Annotated in this window: 16 protein-coding genes; 3 read left to right on the top strand and 13 right to left on the bottom strand. The window is 61.1% G+C overall.

Annotated elements, in window-relative coordinates; genetic code table 11:
* Positions 1-80: 80 nt before the first annotated feature.
* From cysN to ACODTO_RS02990, 3 genes are all read right to left on the bottom strand, one after another.
* Complete coding sequence (gene cysN, locus ACODTO_RS03000) at positions 81-1,979, bottom strand: sulfate adenylyltransferase subunit CysN (protein WP_175361737.1); 1,899 nt, start codon at positions 1,977-1,979, stop codon at positions 81-83.
* A 9-nt stretch (positions 1,980-1,988) separates the two neighbouring features.
* A complete protein-coding gene (cysD, locus tag ACODTO_RS02995) occupies positions 1,989-2,906 on the bottom strand; it encodes a sulfate adenylyltransferase subunit CysD (RefSeq protein WP_024777503.1) in 918 nt (305 codons plus the stop codon).
* A gap of 249 nt (positions 2,907-3,155) precedes the next feature.
* Positions 3,156-3,914 carry a Nif3-like dinuclear metal center hexameric protein gene (locus tag ACODTO_RS02990; protein WP_139645801.1) on the bottom strand — a complete coding sequence of 253 codons (759 nt, stop codon included), beginning with the start codon at positions 3,912-3,914 and terminating at the stop codon, positions 3,156-3,158.
* Positions 3,915-4,018: 104 nt separating this feature from the next.
* On the opposite strand from ACODTO_RS02990, the gene algW reads away from it, so the two are divergent.
* The 3 genes from algW (at position 4,019) to ACODTO_RS02975 (ending at position 8,268) form a co-directional block, all read left to right on the top strand.
* Positions 4,019-5,179 carry a Do family serine endopeptidase AlgW gene (algW, locus tag ACODTO_RS02985; RefSeq protein ID WP_139645799.1) on the top strand — a complete coding sequence of 387 codons (1,161 nt, stop codon included), beginning with the start codon at positions 4,019-4,021 and terminating at the stop codon, positions 5,177-5,179.
* Between the two features lie 248 nt (positions 5,180-5,427).
* Complete coding sequence (locus ACODTO_RS02980) at positions 5,428-7,533, top strand: TonB-dependent siderophore receptor (RefSeq protein ID WP_489105943.1); 2,106 nt, start codon at positions 5,428-5,430, stop codon at positions 7,531-7,533.
* A gap of 15 nt (positions 7,534-7,548) precedes the next feature.
* A complete protein-coding gene (locus tag ACODTO_RS02975) occupies positions 7,549-8,268 on the top strand; it encodes a DUF4198 domain-containing protein (protein WP_139645795.1) in 720 nt (239 codons plus the stop codon).
* 144 nt (positions 8,269-8,412) lie between these two features.
* On the opposite strand, the gene hisC is transcribed toward ACODTO_RS02975, so the two are convergent.
* The 10 genes from hisC to ACODTO_RS02925 all read right to left on the bottom strand — a co-directional run bounded on the left by hisC (position 8,413) and on the right by ACODTO_RS02925 (position 16,384).
* A complete protein-coding gene (gene hisC, locus ACODTO_RS02970; RefSeq protein WP_175361741.1) occupies positions 8,413-9,465 on the bottom strand; it encodes a histidinol-phosphate transaminase in 1,053 nt (350 codons plus the stop codon).
* Position 9,466: 1 nt separating this feature from the next.
* Positions 9,467-10,804, bottom strand: a complete 1,338-nt coding sequence (gene hisD, locus ACODTO_RS02965; RefSeq protein ID WP_139645792.1) for a histidinol dehydrogenase — start codon at positions 10,802-10,804, stop codon at positions 9,467-9,469.
* Positions 10,805-10,927: 123 nt separating this feature from the next.
* The gene (hisG, locus tag ACODTO_RS02960; RefSeq protein ID WP_041020859.1) at positions 10,928-11,563 is read right to left on the bottom strand and encodes an ATP phosphoribosyltransferase; all 636 of its coding nucleotides are present in this window, start codon (positions 11,561-11,563) and stop codon (positions 10,928-10,930) included.
* A gap of 125 nt (positions 11,564-11,688) precedes the next feature.
* Entirely contained in the window at positions 11,689-12,954 is a 1,266-nt protein-coding gene (gene murA / locus ACODTO_RS02955) for a UDP-N-acetylglucosamine 1-carboxyvinyltransferase (RefSeq protein ID WP_139645790.1), read from the bottom strand.
* A 22-nt stretch (positions 12,955-12,976) separates the two neighbouring features.
* Positions 12,977-13,216 carry a BolA family protein gene (locus tag ACODTO_RS02950; RefSeq protein WP_041020861.1) on the bottom strand — a complete coding sequence of 80 codons (240 nt, stop codon included), beginning with the start codon at positions 13,214-13,216 and terminating at the stop codon, positions 12,977-12,979.
* Between the two features lie 115 nt (positions 13,217-13,331).
* The gene (locus tag ACODTO_RS02945) at positions 13,332-13,637 is read right to left on the bottom strand and encodes an STAS domain-containing protein (protein WP_139646128.1); all 306 of its coding nucleotides are present in this window, start codon (positions 13,635-13,637) and stop codon (positions 13,332-13,334) included.
* Positions 13,638-13,645: 8 nt separating this feature from the next.
* The gene (locus ACODTO_RS02940; protein WP_139645788.1) at positions 13,646-14,299 is read right to left on the bottom strand and encodes an MlaC/ttg2D family ABC transporter substrate-binding protein; all 654 of its coding nucleotides are present in this window, start codon (positions 14,297-14,299) and stop codon (positions 13,646-13,648) included.
* Between the two features lie 11 nt (positions 14,300-14,310).
* Positions 14,311-14,778 carry an outer membrane lipid asymmetry maintenance protein MlaD gene (gene mlaD, locus ACODTO_RS02935; protein ID WP_041020863.1) on the bottom strand — a complete coding sequence of 156 codons (468 nt, stop codon included), beginning with the start codon at positions 14,776-14,778 and terminating at the stop codon, positions 14,311-14,313.
* Entirely contained in the window at positions 14,778-15,575 is a 798-nt protein-coding gene (gene mlaE / locus ACODTO_RS02930; RefSeq protein ID WP_489105942.1) for a lipid asymmetry maintenance ABC transporter permease subunit MlaE, read from the bottom strand. Before mlaE ends, mlaD begins: the two co-directional genes overlap by 1 nt.
* Positions 15,575-16,384 (bottom strand): ATP-binding cassette domain-containing protein, encoded by an 810-nt coding sequence (locus tag ACODTO_RS02925; protein WP_489105941.1) that lies wholly within the window; start codon positions 16,382-16,384, stop codon positions 15,575-15,577. The genes mlaE and ACODTO_RS02925 overlap by 1 nt, the downstream gene beginning before the upstream one ends.
* Positions 16,385-16,483 lie beyond the last annotated feature (99 nt).

Here is a 16,483-nt window from a genome sequence, read left to right as displayed (position 1 = left end):
AGTTGACCCTGTTGGATTCAGACAATGAAAAAGCCCGCCGATGATCACTCATCGGCGGGCTTTTTCATTGCCAGAAGCGCTTAGATCGCGCCGCGACCGCGCAGCAGATCCAGCACCTGCTTGACGCTCTCTTCCAGTGTCAGCGACTGGGTATCGATCACCAGATCGGCGTCCAGCGGCACGTCATACGGGAAGGACTCGCCCGGGATGTTGTCGCCAGCAGCGGCGTATAGCCCTTGCGGATCACGCTGGGCACACACCGCAGGCGAGGCCTGGACGTAGACCGTCAGCAAACGCTCCCTGCCGATCAGGTCCTTGGCCTGCTCACGCCCTTCGGCGCTCGGTGCAACGAATGCCGCCAGAGTCAGCAGACCGGCTTCGTTGAACTGACGGGCCACATGAGCCGCACGGCGCCAATTCTCGGTGCGCCCGGCACGGTCTTGCGGCAAGCCCTTGTTCAGGTCATGGCGCAGGTTCTGGCCATCGAGGACGAAGACCGCACGGCCCATGTCGAACAGCTTGCGCTCCACGGCGTAAGCCAGTGTGCTCTTGCCGGCGCCCGAAAGACCGCTGAACAGCACCGTTGCCGGCTGCTGGCCGAAGCGCTGGGTGCGTTCTTCCACCGACACATGGGCGAGCTTGCCGTGGTGGGTGCTGCTGCCGTGAGCCAGCGGCTGGGCGACGATCATGCCGGCGCCGACGGTGCCATTGGTCAGGCGATCGATGACGATGAACGCGCCGGTGGTGCGGTTGCTCTCGTAACCGTCGAGGGCGATCGGCGCATCCAGGGCAATCTTCACCTTGCCAATTTCGTTGAGCTGCAACGCACTGGCCGGACCCTCTTCGAGGGTGTTCACGTCGACCCGGTTGACGATGCTGGCAATGGAGCCTGGCACGTAGCTGGTCGCACGCTTGATGTCGTATTTCTTGCCCGGCAGCATCGGCTCCTCGGCCATCCACACCAGCATCGCTTCGAAGCTGTCGGTGACCGGCGGGACGTTGTCGGCATGCACCAACAGGTCGCCCCGGGAGATGTCGATCTCGTCTTCCATGGTCAGGGTCACGGCCTGGCCCGGACCTGCCTGCTCCAGCTCACCTTCGAAGGTGACGATGGATTTGACGCGGCTGCTCTTGCCCGATGGCAACACCACCACTTCGTCGCCCTTGTGCACGATGCCGCTGGCCAGGGTGCCGGCGAAACCGCGGAAGTTCAGGTTCGGACGGTTGACGTACTGCACCGGGAAACGCAGGTCGGTGAAGTTGCGGTCGCCCGCCACTTCCACGGTCTCGAGGATTTCCATCAACGACTGGCCGGTGTACCACGGCGAGCGCTCGGACTTGTTCACCACGTTGTCGCCCTTGAGGGCGGACATAGGCACGAAGTGCATGCTCGAAGGCTTCATCTTCAGGCCTTCGGCGAACTTCAGGTAGTCGGCCTTGATCGACTCGAACACGCCCTGATCGAAGTCCTTGAGGTCCATCTTGTTGATGGCCACGACGATGTGCTTGATGCCCAGCAACGAGGCAATGAAACTGTGGCGACGGGTCTGGGTCTGCACGCCGTAGCGGGCGTCCACCAGGATGATCGCCAGGTCGCAGGTGGAGGCACCAGTCGCCATGTTGCGGGTGTACTGCTCATGGCCGGGGGTGTCGGCGATGATGAACTTGCGCTTGGCGGTGGAGAAATAGCGGTACGCGACATCGATGGTGATGCCCTGCTCGCGTTCGGCCTGCAGGCCGTCGACCAGCAGCGCCAGGTCGATGTCGTCACCGGTGGTGCCGACTTTCTTCGAATCGCGGGTAATGGCTTCCAGGTGATCCTCGTAGATCATCTTGGAGTCGTGCAGCAGGCGCCCGATCAGGGTGCTCTTGCCGTCGTCGACGTTACCGCAGGTCAGGAAGCGCAACAGCTCCTTACGCTCGTGCTGGCCCAGGTAGGCGAGGATGTCCTCGCTGATCAAATCAGATTGATGCGACATGACAGCCCCTTAGAAATAACCTTGACGTTTTTTATCTTCCATCGAGCCTGCGCCATCGTGGTCGATGACCCGGCCCTGGCGCTCGGAAGTTCGCGTCAGGAGCATTTCCTGAATGATGTCCGTCAGGCTCTCGGCCTCGGACTCCACCGCGCCCGTCAACGGGTAGCAGCCAAGGGTACGGAAACGCACTTTCTTCTTGACGATGCGGGCCTTCTCTTCCTCAGACAGGTGCTCGAGGATGCGCTCGTCGTCGATCATGATCAGCGTGCCGTTCTTCTCGATCACTTCGCGCTCGGCGGCGAAGTACAACGGCACGATTGGAATGCCTTCGAGGTAGATGTACTGCCAGATGTCCAGCTCGGTCCAGTTCGACAACGGGAAGACCCGGATCGACTCGCCCTTGTTGACCTTGCCGTTGTAGACGTTCCACAGCTCCGGGCGCTGGTTCTTCGGGTCCCAGCGGTGCTTGCTGTCGCGGAACGAGTAGACGCGTTCCTTGGCACGGGACTTCTCTTCATCGCGGCGGGCACCGCCGAACGCTGCGTCGAAACCATGCTTGTCCAGGGCCTGCTTCAGGCCTTCGGTCTTCATGATGTCGGTGTGCTTGGCACTGCCGTGGGTGAAGGGGTTGATGCCCTGCGCTACGCCATCCGGGTTCACGTGAGTGATCAGGTCCAAGCCCATTTCCTCGACCATGCGATCGCGGAACTTGTACATTTCCTGGAATTTCCAGCGCGTGTCGACATGCATCACCGGAAACGGCAGCTTGCCGGGGAAGAACGCCTTGCGTGCCAGGTGCAGCATCACGGCGGAGTCTTTACCGATGGAGTACAGCATCACCGGGTTGTCGAACTCGGCGGCCACCTCGCGGATGATGTGGATGCTTTCCGCCTCCAGCTGTTTCAGATGCGTCAGTTTGTCGACCATGGCTACTCACGAAAACTTTCTTATGAACGGCCAGCGGGCCGTGTTCGAGCGAAGAATCCTAGCACAGCGACCTCTTCTAATCAGGGCGCCAACTAGATCGAAACAGCATATGGATATGCCTGGTGGTTCGGGCTTCACAATGCCCTCTGTGGGAGCGAGCCTGCTCGCGATAGCGGTGGATCAGTCGACACTCGGCTGGCTGACGGATCGCATCGCGAGCAGGCTCGCTCCCACAGGGATCCAATTGCATCAGATCGGATTCGGGCAATCGATGAAGATGTGCTCCAGGGCAAAGCGTCGCGCCAGATAATCGCCCAGCGCCTGTACACCATAGCGTTCGGTCGCATGATGGCCGGCGGCAATGAAGCTGATGCCGTTTTCCCGGGCGCTGTGGTAGGTCTGTTCCGATGCTTCGCCGCTGAGGTACAAGTCGACCCCGGCCGCCACCGCCTGGTCGATATAACCCTGGCCCCCCCCGGTGCACCAGCCGACCCGGCGGATCATCTGCTCGCCTTCGATCAGCAACGGCTCACGGCCCATGACTTCCTGGACCTTGCGGGCGAAGTCCCGAGGCGTCATCGGTTCGGACAAGGAGCCGACCAGGCCGACGATCTTGGGGTTTTCCGGGTCCAGCGGTCCTTCGACGGTGATGTCCAACTGGCGGGCCAGTTGCACGTTATTGCCGACCTCAGGGTGCAGGTCCAGCGGCAGATGGTAAGCCAGCAGGCTGATATCGTGCTTGAGCAGGGTTTTCAGGCGACGCTGCTTCATGCCGGTGATGCAAGGGCTCTCGCCCTTCCAGAAGTAACCGTGGTGCACCAGCACCAGGTCGGCATCGGCCTCCACGGCGGCGTCGAGCAACGCCTGGCTGGCGGTCACGCCGCTGACGATGCGCATCACCTGGGGTGCACCTTCGACCTGCAGTCCGTTGGGGCAGTAATCGGCAATCCGGCTGCTTGCCAGGTAACGGTCCGCTTCTTCAACCAGGGTGCTCAGGGCTACGGCCATGAAAAGACTCCTAAATATCCCGTTCCGAGGCGCGCGCGGCCTCGTATAATGCGCGACATTATGGGCGGTCTCATTCCGCCTGCAACTCTTGTAGGACGTGATAGATGCTCAAGGCGCTGCGTTTTTCCGGCTGGCCGCTGTTGGTCGGCGTGCTCGTCGCACTACTGATTATCCAGCGTTACCCCGAATGGGTTGGCCTGCCGAGCCTCGATGTCAATCTGCAGCAGGCGCCGCAGAGCAAGGCACTGTTGCAAGGGCCCGTCTCCTACGCCGATGCCGTGACCATCGCCGCACCGGCCGTGGTCAACCTGTACACCACCAAAGTCATCAACAAACCCAGTCATCCCTTGTTCGAGGACCCGCAATTCCGGCGCTTCTTCGGCGACAACTCGCCCAAGCAGAAACGCATGGAGTCGAGCCTGGGGTCGGGCGTGATCATGAGCCCGGAAGGCTACCTGCTGACCAACAACCACGTCACCAGCGGTGCCGACCAGATCGTGGTAGCCCTGAAGGATGGCCGCGAAACCCTGGCCCGGGTGATCGGCAGCGACCCGGAAACCGACCTCGCGGTACTGAAGATCGACCTCAAGAATCTGCCGGCGATTACCATCGGCCGCTCCGACAGCATCCGCATCGGTGACGTCGCCCTCGCCATCGGCAACCCCTTCGGCGTCGGCCAGACCGTGACCATGGGCATCATCAGTGCCACCGGGCGAAACCAGTTGGGTTTGAACAACTACGAAGACTTCATCCAGACCGATGCCGCGATCAACCCCGGCAACTCCGGCGGCGCACTGGTGGATGCCAATGGCAACCTCACCGGGATCAACACGGCGATCTTCTCCAAGTCCGGCGGCAGCCAGGGCATCGGTTTCGCCATCCCGGTGAAACTGGCGATGGAAGTGATGAAGTCCATCATCGAACATGGCCAGGTGATTCGTGGCTGGCTGGGCATCGAAGTGCAGCCACTGACCCAGGAGCTGGCAGAGTCCTTCGGTTTGTCCGGACGGCCTGGCATCGTGGTGGCGGGGATTTTCCGCGATGGCCCGGCCCAGAAGGCCGGCCTGCAGTTGGGTGATGTGATCCTGAGCATCGACGGCGAACCGGCCGGCGATGGCCGTCGCTCGATGAACCAGGTCGCGCGTATCAAACCCACCGACAAAGTCACCATCCAGGTGATGCGCAACGGCAAGGAGCTCAAGCTCACCGCCGAAATCGGCCTGCGCCCACCGCCCGCGCCTGTAGCGGTCAAGGAAGAGCAGTAACCGGCTCACCCCCCCTGTGGCGAGGGGATTTATCCCCGCTGGGCTGCGGAGCAGCCCTAAAAGCTGCTGACTCGGCGTGTCAGACAGATTGAGTGCTCTGGGTTGGGGCTGCTCCGCAGCCCAGCGGGGATAAATCCCCTCGCCACAAGAGCCTGACTGTCTGAAAATTTAATGAGAAATCACAGATAGCATAAATTCTCATTAGTAGTGTTATATTGTTTCAATTAAGACAATTGGAACAACATAACATGTCATCTCTAAAACGGATTTCCCTCGCCAGCCTGGCCTTGGGTCTGCTGGGCGACCCGGCCTTTGCCGAGGAAACCCAGCCCCTGGAACTGGAGGCCACCAGCGTTACGGCCGACTACGAATCCCCCACCGGGCCGGTGAAGGGCTATCGCGCTTCCCGCTCCGCCAGCGCGACCAAAACCGACACGGCCCTGCGAGACATCCCTCAGGCGATCAGCGTAATCCCGGCTGATGTCCTCAAGGATCTGGGCAGCACCCGCGTCGAACGAGCGCTGGAGTTTGCCGGCGGCGTATCGAAGCAGAACAATTTCGGCGGCCTGACGCTCTACGAATACAGCGTGCGCGGCTTCACGACGTCGGAGTTCTACAAAGACGGCTTCAGCGCGAACCGCGGCTACCCAAGCACGCCGGACACCGCCAACATCGAACGCATCGAAGTATTGAAGGGGCCAGCGGCCAGCCTCTATGGACGCGGCGATCCAGGGGGCACGGTCAACATCGTCACCAAGAAACCCCAGCCCGAAGCTTTCACCACCCTGCAAACCAGTGCCGGCAGCTGGGATCGCTACCGCACCGCGCTGGACGTCAATACACCACTGGACGCCGAAGGCACCCTGCTGTCGAGGGTAAACCTGGCGGTGGAAGACAATCACAGCTTTCGCGATCACGTCGACAGCCAGCGGGTATTCGTGGCGCCTTCCATCAGCTGGCAACTGAGTCCCGACACACGCCTGCTGGTGGAGAGTGAAATCGTGCGACACAGCTCGACATTCGATCGGGGCATCGTCGCGCCAAACAATCGCTGGAGCGGCATGTCCCGCTCGACCTTCCTGGGCGAACCCAACGACGGTGACATCGACAACCACAACAACATGCTCCAGGTCGCCCTTGAGCATCAGCTCAACGATACCTGGCAACTGCGCCTGGCCAGTCATTACAAGCAAGGCGAACTCTGGGGCTTCGCCTCCGAAGCGCGTCCGCTGAATACCGACGGCCATACCGTCAACCGCCGTTACCGCGAACGCGACAACGATTGGCATGACAGCATCACTCAACTGGAACTGCGCGGCCTGTTCGACTGGGGACCATGGCAGCACGAACTGCTGATCGGCAGTGAATACGAGGACTATCGCAAGAACGAACGCGTCACCACCCTCAACGGCGGCGCCTATCCCATCGACATCTATCAGCCCATCTACGGCCAACCCAAACCCGACGGGCTGCGCACCGGCACGGATTTCTTCGAGCATGTCCAAAGCCGTGCATTGAATCTTCAGGACCAGATCGTCTTCACCGAAAAGCTGCGGGGCATGCTCGGTGTGCGCTACGAGCATTTCGAGCAGCGCATCGATGATCACATTACCCAGCTCATCAACCGCCAACGCCACGATGCCCTGACGCAACGGGCTGGCCTGCTGTACCAACTGACGCCTGAAGTCGGACTGTTCGCCAACGGCTCCACCTCGTTCAAGCCCAACAACGGCCTGGACGCTGGCGGCAAGACCTTCGACCCGGAGGAAGGCGTCGGCTATGAAGCCGGGATCAAGAGCGAGCTGTTCGACCATCGCCTGAGCACCACCCTGGCGGCGTTCCATATAGAGAAGGAAAACGTCCTGGCGCTGGACCCTGACACCAACACCAACCGCGCCATGGGCAAGGCCCGCAGCCAGGGGATCGATCTGCAGGTCAGCGGTCAGTTGTCCGACGCCATCCGCGTGATCGGGGCCTTTGCCTACATCGATGCAGAAGTGACCGAAGGTGACAAAGAGATCCCCACCGGCAGCCGGATCCTGGGCGTTGCCAAGCGTAGCGGCAGCCTGCTGGGTGTCTATGAATTCCAGGACGGGCACCTGCGCGGCTCGGATGTCGGCGCGGCGTTCACTTACGTAGGGGACCGTTCGGGCGAAGCCGGCAAGGACTTCGAGCTGCCGGCTTACCACACCGTGGATCTGCTGGCTCATTACAAGGCCAGTGAGAACGTCACCGTGGGCCTGAACCTGAACAACGTCTTCGATGAAAAATACTACGAACGCTCCTACAGCAACTACTGGGTCAATCCCGGCGAGCCGCGCAATTTCACCGTCAGCCTCACCCTCGATCTATAAAAAAGGAAAATCGGCATGAAATCCTCCAAGACACTCGCCCTTCTCGGTCTGTTCCTGGCGACACAAGCCTCGGCCCACGGTTTGTGGACCGAACAACGGCGCGGCAACATTGAGGTGATCTACGGCCACGGCGCCGAGGACAACGCGTTCAAGGCACAGAAAATCAGCGGGGCCTGGGCCTATGACCTGGGCGGCAAAATGATCCCCGTCACCGTGCAACGCCTGCCCGATCACGCGCGCCTGCAACCGCTCAAGCCACCGGCCGTGCTCGCGGTGGCGCTGGACAACGGCATGTGGTCCCAGACCGCCGACAAGAAGTGGATCAACGAAGGCCGCAGCAAAGTACCCGGCGCGATCGAGTCGACCCACACCTTCAAATACAGTCTGGCGATCTATGAGCCCGGAGCGAAGCTGCCAAAGCTTGAGCCGATCAAGTTCGTGATCCTGCCGGACGTCGACCCGCTGACCGTAGGTCCCGGCCAATCATTGCCGGTACGGGTCCTGCTGGATGGCAAGCCCGCGGCCGGGGTAAAACTGGTGGGCGATTACCGCAGCGCGCCGAACACCGTCTCCACTGAAACCGATGCCGACGGTCGGGCCCAGGTGTTGGTGCGCAATGAAGGCTTGAACGTCATCGCCGCGCAAATGGAAATACCGCTCAAGGATGACAAGGACGTGGCCACCCGTGGTGTGTTTACTTCGCTGACGTTCCTTGGCGAGCCGCATCACGAATAAAGCATCTGAATACACAGAACACACCTGTGGGAGCGAGCTTGCTCGCGATAGCGCCGAATCAGTCGACATTTGAGTCATTGACCCACCGCCATCGCGGGCAAGCCTTGCTCCCACAGAGGATTTCCTACAGTTCAGCGCAGAGCTTTAGAGTTCGCCCAGGGCGTCGATCAGCGCCTGGTTCTGCTCCGGTGTGCCAATGCTGATCCGCAGGAACTGGGCAATCCGCTCCTGTTTGAAGTGCCGCACGATCACGCCCTGTTCTCGCAGCTTCGCCGCCAACCCCGCCGCATCATGCCGGGGGTGACGGGCGAAGATGAAGTTGGCCGCCGAAGGCAACACTTCAAAACCCTTGGCCTCCAGTTGCGCCACCACCCACTCGCGGTGCTCGATGACCAACCGGCAGGTTTTCTGGAAATACTCGCGGTCGTCGAACGCCGCCGCGCCGCCCACGTTTGCCAGGCGATCCAGGGGGTAGGAGTTGAAGCTGTTCTTGATCCGCTCCAGTGCTTCGATCAGGTCCGGATGGCCCACCGCCAAGCCCACTCGCAACCCCGCCAGCGAGCGGGACTTGGACAAGGTCTGGGTGACCAGCAGATTAGGATAGCGGTCCACCAGGCTGATGGCCGTCTCGCCACCGAAGTCGATATAGGCTTCATCGACCACCACCACCGAATCCGGGCTGGCCTTGAGCATCTGCTCCACCGCGTCCAGCGCCAGCAGGCAGCCGGTCGGGGCGTTCGGGTTGGGGAAAATGATCCCGCCGTTCGGCTTGGCATAGTCCGCCGGATCGATCCTGAACTGCTCGTCCAGCGGTACCGCGTCGAACTGGATGCCATACAGCCCGCAATACACCGGATAGAAGCTGTAGCTGATATCCGGGAACAGGATCGGCTGGTCGTGTTGCAACAGGCCGTGAAAAATGTGCGCCAGCACTTCATCCGAACCGTTACCGAGGAACACCTGGTTGGCCTGCACGCCGTAGTAGCGGGCCACGGCGCTCTTGAGCAGATCGCTGTTGGGGTCCGGGTACAGACGCAGATTGTCATTGAGCTCGGTCTGCATCGCAGCAAGAGCCTTGGGCGATGGGCCGTAGGGGTTCTCGTTGGTGTTGAGCTTGACCAGGCGGGTCAGCTTCGGTTGTTCGCCCGGCACATAGGGCACCAGGTTCTTGACGAACGGGCTCCAGAATTTACTCATTTCAATTTCCCTGCCCGTCAATGGAGGACTCATCAAGAATTCGATACTCGGCGCTGCGCGCATGGGCGCTCAGCGACTCGCCACGAGCCAGCACCGAAGCCGTCTTGCCCAGTTCGGATGCACCCTGCTCGGAGCAGAAGATGATCGACGAACGTTTCTGGAAGTCATACACCCCCAGCGGCGACGAGAAACGCGCGGTGCCGGAAGTCGGCAACACGTGGTTGGGTCCTGCACAGTAGTCACCCAGGGCCTCGCTGGTGTGTCGGCCCATGAAGATCGCACCGGCATGACGGATCTGCGGCAACCAGGCCTGCGGATCGGCGACCGACAACTCCAGGTGTTCCGGCGCGATGCGGTTCGCGACCTCAATCGCCTGTTCCATGTCATCGACCTTGATCAGTGCCCCACGGCCATTGATCGAGGTGTTGATGATTTCGGCACGGTCCATGGTCGGCAACAGCTTGTCGATACTGGCCGCGACCTTGTCGAGGAAGTCGGCATCCGGGCTGACCAGGATCGCCTGAGCGTCTTCGTCGTGCTCGGCCTGGGAAAACAGGTCCATGGCAATCCAGTCCGGATCGGTCTGGCCGTCGCATACCACGAGGATCTCCGAAGGGCCGGCGATCATGTCGATACCGACCTGGCCGAACACGTGGCGCTTGGCGGTGGCGACATAGATGTTGCCCGGCCCGACCACCTTGTCGACCCTCGGCACGCTTTCGGTGCCATAGGCCAATGCAGCCACGGCCTGGGCACCGCCGATGGTGAACACCCGGTCCACCCCAGCGATGCAGGCAGCGGCCAGCACCAGTTCGTTGATTTCACCCCGGGGGGTTGGCACGACCATGACCACTTCGGTCACGCCAGCAACCTTGGCCGGGATGGCATTCATCAGCACCGAGGAGGGATAGGACGCCTTGCCGCCCGGCACGTACAGGCCGGCGCGGTCCAGCGGCGTTACCTTCTGGCCCAGCACCGTGCCGTCGGCTTCGGTGTAGCTCCAGGAGTCCTGTTTCTGTTTTTCGTGATAGCTGCGCACCCGGGAGGCGGCTTTTTCCAGGGCTTCGCGCTGGGGCACGGTGATCCGGGTCAGGGCCAGCTCCAGGCGCTCGCGTGGCAGGATCAGGTCGGCCATGGACGCCGCTTGCAGGCCATCGAACTTCTGGGTGAATTCCACCAGGGCAGCATCGCCACGCTCGCGCACGGCCTTGATAATGTCCAGCACCCGCTGATTGACCGAGTCGTCAGACACACTTTCCCAGCTCAGCAGATGATCCAGATGATGCGCGAAATCCGGATCGGCAGCGTTGAGTCGGCGAATCGAGGTGGGAGCGGTCATAGCGAGGGCCTCATTAATGGCAAATGCTCAGGCGCCCTAAGCTACCAGTCCATTCGCGTGGGCACCTGAGAAAATTGGCTATGACGCGGATAGACGGGCGCAACCAGAGGTCGCGCGGGTGTATCAGCCGTGGTGTCGAGATTCCACTGCCTTGCGCAGGGTATCGATCAGAGCCTGGATGCGGGCGTGTTGCATTTTCATCGACGCCTTGTTGACGATCAGCCGGGAGGTGATGTCCGCGATGAAATCCTGGGGTTCCAGGCCATTGGCCCGCAGGGTATTGCCGGTGTCGACGACGTCGATGATCTTGTCCGCCAGACCGATCAGCGGCGCCAGCTCCATCGAACCGTACAACTTGATGATATCGACCTGGCGACCCTGCTCGGCATAGTAACGCTTGGCAATGTTGACGAACTTGGTCGCCACACGCAGGCGTCCCTTGGGCTCCGGCGCACCGACCTTGCCGGCGGTCATCAGCTTGCACCGGGCGATCCGCAGGTCCAGGGGCTCATACAAGCCCTGGCCGCCGTACTCCATCAGCACGTCCTTACCGGCAACGCCGAGGTCGGCGGCGCCATGCTCCACATAAGTCGGCACATCGGTGGCACGCACGATCAGCAGGCGCACATCGGCCTGGGTCGTGGGGATGATCAGCTTGCGGCTCTTGTCCGGATTCTCGGTCGGCACGATGCCCGCTTCAGCCAGAAGCGGCAGGGTGTCGTCAAGGATGCGGCCCTTGGACAGTGCGATGGTCAACATGGGAACGTCAGTCCTTATCAAGGTACACATGCCCGGTCGCAAGCGGCGCCGGACACACATCGAGGGTGGACCACCCTCGATTTGAAACGAAATCCAGGCACATCCTTGTGCCCATGCAGCCGGAACTAGCCTGGTACGCGGCGGATCTTGGCGCCGAGCATCTGCAGTTTTTCTTCGATGCACTCGTAGCCACGGTCGATGTGGTAGATGCGATCGATCAGGGTATCGCCTTCGGCGATCAGGGCCGAAATCACCAGGCTGGCCGAGGCCCGCAGGTCGGTGGCCATCACTGGCGCGCCCTTGAGTTTCTCGGCGCCGGTGACGATGGCGGTGTTGCCTTCGACCTGGATCTTGGCGCCCATGCGGTGCAGTTCGTAGACGTGCATGAAACGGTTTTCGAAGATCGTCTCGATCACCGCGCCGGTGCCTTCGGCAATGGCGTTGAGGGAGATGAACTGTGCCTGCATGTCCGTCGGGAACGCCGGGTATGGCGCGGTCCGCACATTGACGGCCTTGGGCCGCTTGCCGTGCATGTTCACTTCGATCCAGTCTTCGCCGCAGGTGACTTCGGCACCGGCTTCCTTGAGTTTCTCCAGGACGGCTTCAAGGATGGTCGGATCGGTGTCCTTGACCTTGACGCGACCGCCGGTGACGGCAGCGGCAACCAGGTAGGTACCGGTTTCGATCCGGTCCGGCATCACTTTGTAGGTGGCCGAATGCAGGCGCTCGACGCCATCGATGGTGATGGTGTCGGTACCCGCACCACTGATCTTGGCGCCCATGGCGATCAGGAAGTTCGCCAGGTCCACCACTTCAGGCTCGCGAGCAGCGTTCTGCAGCACGCTGCGGCCCTTGGCCAGTGCAGCGGCCATCATGATGTTCTCGGTGCCGGTCACGCTGACGGTATCGAAGAAGAAATGCGCACCACGCAGGCCGCCTTCAGGGGCCTTGGCCTTGATGTAGCCGCCTTCGACGTCGATGACCGCGCCCATGGCTTCCAGGCCACGGATGTGCAGGTCCACCGGACGCGAGCCAATGGCGCAACCGCCAGGCAACGCGACTTCGGCTTCACCGAAACGGGCAACCATGGGGCCCAGCACCAGGATCGACGCACGCATGGTTTTCACCAGCTCGTACGGGGCGACCAGGGTCTTGATGGTGCGTGGATCGATCTCGACGCTGAGCTTCTCGTCGATGACAGGTTCGATGCCCATGCGGCCGAACAGCTCGATCATCGTGGTGATGTCATGCAGGTGCGGCAGGTTGGCCACGGTCACCGGGCCATCGCACAGCAGGGTCGCGGCCAGGATTGGCAGGGCGGAGTTCTTTGCCCCGGAAATACGGATTTCGCCATCAAGACGAACGCCGCCGGTAATAATCAGTTTATCCATAAGAATCTCGAGGCCCTTGGGCTCAGGTGCGCTCGGCCCAGGCCGCGCTGCTGAAAAATTTCATCGTGACCGCGTGGATGCTGCCATCGGCAATCCATGGGTTCAAATGGGCATAGATGCTCTGCTGACGCTTCACTGGGCTCAACGCCACCAGTTCATCGCTGATCACGTTCAGCTGGAAGTTACAGCCTTCGCCTTCAACTTCCACCTTCGTACCAGGCAGCTTTCCTTCAAGGAAGCTCTTCACTTCTACAGCCTGCATGCTCAACCTCAATCGGCGCCCTGTGCGCGCGGGTCGCACATCATACAAAAAAGCCCCGCGCCTGCGAACCCCGCGAAGCAGGACTCTGACGGGGGGACTTTTCCGGCGATGTGGGTCAGGATTGCGCCAACAGCTCGGTCAGTTCGCTGACCTGGGCTATTTCGCGCATGTCTTCGGGCATCCCACGGATGCTCCACGTTTTGCCGGCCGCCTTGGCGTCCCGCATGAAGCACAGCAACAGCGACAAGCCGACACTGCTGGATTTCTGCACCGCCGAGCAGTCAATGACCAGCTCGGCCGCACTGACGGATTTGATCAGCGCCTGGCCCTGCTTGCGCAGGGCAGGACCGGTGCGGTAGTCCAGTACACCACTGAGCAACAACTCGCCGGCGTCGCCCAGACGAATGGCCGACTCACTCACCGACTCGATCATTGTTCCTGCTTCTCTTTGGCTTGCTCGGTCACTTCCTTGGCCTTGGCGACTTCGCCGGCCCAGCCATCGATGGTCTTGTCCAGGTCATTGCCATTGCGCTGCATCGCATCGGCGAACTGGTCGCGGAACAACTTGCCGATGTTGATGCCGTTGATGATCACGTTGCGCACCCTCCATTCGCCGTTCAGCTGTTCGAGCGTGTAGGAAACCGGATAGATCGCACCGTTGTTACCCTTGACCTGCATGTCGACACTGGTACGGGTACCGCTTTCATCCTTGGCCGGCCCAACGGTGATGCCCTGGTTGTTGTATTCGAGCAAGGCGTTGCCGTAGAACTGCATCAGGCTGCGCTTGAAGTTTTCCTGGAAGCGGGTCATCTGCGCAGGAGTGGCCTTGCGCGAGTACTTGACCGTCATGATGCTGCGGGAGATGCCATCGGCGTCCACCACCGGACCGACAATGCCGTTCAGCGCATCATAGAATGCGCCCGGGTCCTGTTTGTATTTCTCTTTGTTGGCGGCGAGGTCCGCCAGCAGCCGGGTCGTGGTGTCCTGGATGATGTCATGCGCGGAAGGCGCCGCCAGGGCATTGGTCATCAGCGGCAGGGCTGCCAGCAGGACCAACAGGCTGCGTCGCAAGATAGAGATCATCGAAAAGCTCCTCATTTGGCGTCTTTGCTAACGGTATTGAGCAGAAATTTCCCGATCAGGTCCTCGAGTACCAGCGACGACTGCGTGTCATGGATGGTCCCACCATCCTTGAGCAGGGTTTCCTCCCCGCCTACGCTGATACCGATGTATTTCTCACCCAGCAGCCCCGCCGTCAGGATAGATGCAGTGGAATCAGTCGGCAGGTTATCCACGCGCTTCTCCAGCTGCAGCGTCACCCGTCCGGTGAAACTGTCGCGATCCAGATCGATTGCCGTGACCTTGCCGATGGTGACACCGGCCATGGTCACCTTGGCTCTGACCGTCAAACCGGCGATATTGTCAAAATAAGCATAAAGTTTATAAGTATCGGTGTTCGCGGTCGGCGCCAGGCCGCTGACTCGCAGGGCCAGCAGCAACAAAGCCAGGATGCCGGCCAGCAGGAAAAGGCCGACACCGATTTCCAGGGTGCGGTTTTGCATCAGAAATCTCCAAACATCAAGGCGGTCAAAATAAAGTCAAGGCCCAGGACCGCCAGCGAGGCGTACACCACGGTCTTGGTTGTGGCACGGCTGATCCCCTCAGACGTGGGCTCGCAGTCATAGCCTTGAAACACGGCGATCCAGGTCACCACGAACGCGAATGCGGCACTTTTGATGACGCCATTGAGCACATCATCCATGAAGTCGACGCTGTTCTGCATGTTGGACCAGTAGGAGCCTTCATAGACCCCCAGCCAGTCGACGGCTACCCACGAACCGCCCCAGATCCCGACGACGCTGAAGATGATTGCCAGCACCGGCAGGGAAATGAAGCCGGCCCACAGGCGCGGGGCAATGATGTACTTGAGCGGGTCGACGCCGATCATTTCCAGGCTGGACAGCTGCTCGGTGGACTTCATGTTACCGATTTCGGCCGTCAGCGCCGAACCGGCACGGCCGGCGAACAGCAGCGCGGTCACCACCGGACCGAGTTCACGCAACAGCGTGAGCGCGACCATCTGCCCGACCGCCTGCTCCGAGCCGTAGCTGGACAGGATATTGAAACCCTGCAACGCCAGCACCATGCCGATGAAGATCCCGGACACCACGATGATCACCAGGGACATCACCCCCACCGAATGCAGTTGCTTGACCAGCAGGCCAAAACCGCCGCCGGAGGCGTTGCGACCGAGCAAGGCATGGGCCAGGAACAGCGTGGAACGGCCCAGCACCGCCAGCACATCGATGCCGGAACGGCCGAACAGGCGAGTTCTTTCTATTAATGATTTCTTGCGCATCAGCGCTTCCCCAACAGATCGGTACGGTAATCCGTGGCCGGAAAATGGAACGCCACCGGACCGTCCGGATCCCCCTTCATGAATTGGCGAATGCGCGGGTTGTCCGAGGCATTCAATTCCTCGGGTGTACCCTGCCCCAATACCTGGCCATCGCCGACCACATAGATGTAGTCCGCGATGCTGGCGGTTTCGGCCAGGTCGTGGGACACCACGATGCTGGTGATGCCCAGCGCATCGTTGAGCAGGCGGATCAGGCGCACCAATACACCCATGGCGATCGGGTCCTGTCCGACGAAGGGCTCGTCGTACATGAGGATTTTCGGATCGAGGGCAATCGCCCGCGCCAGTGCGACCCGGCGCTTCATGCCGCCGGACAGCTCGTCCGGCATCAGTTCGAGGGCGCCACGCAGCCCGACCGCCTGCAGCTTGAGCAGCACGATATCGCGGATCATCTCCTCCGGCAGGTCGGTATGGACCCGCAGCGGAAACGCCACGTTCTCGAACACGTCAAGATCGGTGAACAGCGCGCCACTCTGGAACAGCACGCCCATGTGCTTGCGCGCATCGAACAGGTCGCTGCGCGACAACTTGGGAAGATTCTGGCCATTGACCCAGACTTCACCGGCATTGGGACGCAACTGTGCGCCCATCAGGCGCAGCAGCGTGGTCTTGCCACACCCGGAAGGGCCCATGATGCCGGTCACCTTGCCCCGTGGGATGCGAATATCGATGTCATTGAAAATGCTGCGCGTCCCTCGCTTGAAGGACAGCCCCTTCAGCTCGACCGCGTAGGCGTTGTCGGCACTCATCTAAACTCCTTGCGATGCAGCCTCACATCCGAATGCCCCAGCCAGCCGATCAACATCGGTACCGCCGGGCATCCGGACCGGCGGCGAACTATATCACTG

This window comes from Pseudomonas sp. FG13 (assembly GCF_057809755.1).
The sequence above is the reverse complement of the archived record's forward strand: the minus strand, read 5'-3'. Positions and strand labels throughout refer to the sequence as shown.